The organism is Nonomuraea rhizosphaerae (genome assembly GCF_019396405.1).
GTDB lineage: Bacteria > Actinomycetota > Actinomycetes > Streptosporangiales > Streptosporangiaceae > Nonomuraea > Nonomuraea rhizosphaerae.
Genome location: NZ_JAHKRL010000406.1, coordinates 1 through 2,089, shown reverse-complemented (window position 1 = coordinate 2,089; position 2,089 = coordinate 1). Strand labels below are relative to the sequence as shown.

Annotated in this window: 1 protein-coding gene; it reads left to right on the top strand. The window is 68.3% G+C overall.

The window, feature by feature from the left end:
• The first annotated feature begins 256 nt into the window (after window positions 1-256).
• Window positions 257-2,041 carry a bifunctional metallophosphatase/5'-nucleotidase gene (locus KME77_RS20725; protein ID WP_219470275.1) on the top strand — a complete coding sequence of 595 codons (1,785 nt, stop codon included), beginning with the start codon at window positions 257-259 and terminating at the stop codon, window positions 2,039-2,041.
• The last annotated feature ends 48 nt before the right edge of the window (window positions 2,042-2,089 follow it).

Below are 2,089 nucleotides of genomic sequence, written 5' to 3'. Positions count from 1 at the left end.
GGGGGTCGCCCCCGTAGCGGAGGTGCAGCATGACGTGTTCGTTCAGCGGGCGGACGCCGTCGGCGGCGGTCGCCGCCTCCACCACGCCGAGGACCTCGGCTATCTCTCGGTCATCGAGCCGTTCTCTGATCTCCACACGCGCACTCACAGCACGAACTCTAGGGGTACGGCTGGCAAATAACGCCATGTGACGGGCCGATGAATCGTTACCTTTGCGACATTGGCTGCATAGGTTCCCCCCGTAACGTCTAAGGCCATGACGTCACGTTCCCTCCTCCGGCTCGTGCTGGCCGGAGCCGTCGCCGTGGGTGGGTTCGCCGCGGCGACCACCCCCGCGGGCGCGGACAAGGCACCGAAGACCGTTCCGGTCAGGTTGCTCGCGCTCAACGACTTCCACGGCAACCTCGAACCCCCGTCCGGGTCCTCCGGCCGGATGGTCGACGAGAACGGCAACACCGTCGACGCGGGCGGCGCCGTGTACGTCGCCACCCACATGAAGGCCCTCGCGGACAAGAACACGATCGCCGTGGCCCAAGGCGACCTCATCGGCGCCACCCCGCTCATCTCGGCGGCCTATCACGACGAGCCGTCGGTCGAGTTCATGGGCAAGCTGGGGCTCAAGGTGGCCGCGGTCGGCAACCACGAGTTCGACGAGGGGTACGCCGAGCTGCGCCGGATCATGAAGGGCGGCTGCCACCCGGTGGACGGCTGCTCGCCCGCCGGCAGGTGGAAGGGCGCCGCCTACGACTACGTCGGCGCGAACGTCCTGTTCAAGAACCCCAACGAGAAGACCGACTCGCTCGCGGTCCTGGGCGCGCAGCAGGGCGCGGCCAAGAAGATGATGAGCGACTGGGGCGTGCCCGCGCTGCCGCCGATCAGCATCAAGTGGATGAACGGCGTGCCGATCGGCTTCATCGGCCTGGTCACCCAGACCACCCCGACGATCGTCACCGCCGAGGGCATCAAGGACCTGAAGTTCGTGGACGAGGTCAAGGCCGCGAACCTGGCGTCCAAGCTGCTCAAGCTGGTGGGCGTCAAGGCGCAGGTCGTGCTCGTGCACGAGGGCGACCAGGTCAACCCCAACCAGTCGCCCGACGCGTGCAGCGCCATCCCCGGCGCCGGCAACCGCATCGCCACCCAGGTGGACGCCGAGGTCGACGTGATCCTCAGCGGTCACTCGCACCAGGCGTACCTGTGCAAGGTCAAGGACCCGGCGGGTCATGACCGGCTGTACTCGCAGGGCGGGTCGTTCGGCCGGGTGATCACCAAGGTCGACCTCAACGTGAACGTCAAGACGCGCGACATCGACCGCTCCTCGGTCGTCGCGGACAACCAGGTCGTGACCCGCACGGTCACCCCGGATCCCGAAATTTCGACGTTCGTGCAGACGTGGAAGGACCGCGTCGCGCCGGTCGCCAACCGGGCCGTCGGCCGGATCACGGCAGACATCCCCAACACGGCCGCCCCCAGCGGAGAGTCCCCGCTCGGCGACCTCATCGCCGACGGCCAGCTCGCCGCCACCAGGACGGGCGGGAACGCGCAGATCGCCCTGATGAACCCGGGCGGCGTCCGGCAGTCGCTCACGTACGCCGGCTCCGCGGCCGGTGAGGGCGACGGCGTCGTCACCTATGGCGAGGCGTTCGCCGTGCAGCCGTTCAACAACCTGATGCAGGTGGTGACGCTCACGGGGGCGCAGCTCAAGACGATCCTGGAGCAGCAGTGGCCGGGCGGGCCGAACGCCCAGCCGTTCACCAAGATCCTCCAGCCGTCGGCGAACTTCACCTACACCTACAGCAACGCCGCCGCGTGGGGCTCGAAGGTGTCGAACATGAAGATCGACGGCGTGGCCGTGACCGACACCCAGACGATCCGGGTCGCCGCGAACAACTTCCTGGTGGGCGGCGGTGACGCGTTCCTCGGCTTCCGGGACGGCACGGAGCTGTGGAGCGGGCCGCTGGACATCGACGCCTTCGTCGAGCACCTCGGCAGGGACAACCCGATCGCGCCGCCGGTGACCAACCGCATCACCGTGGTTCCGTAACAACCGTCCTTTCGACAAGAGGCCGCCTCGGCGCACAGTGCGCCGACA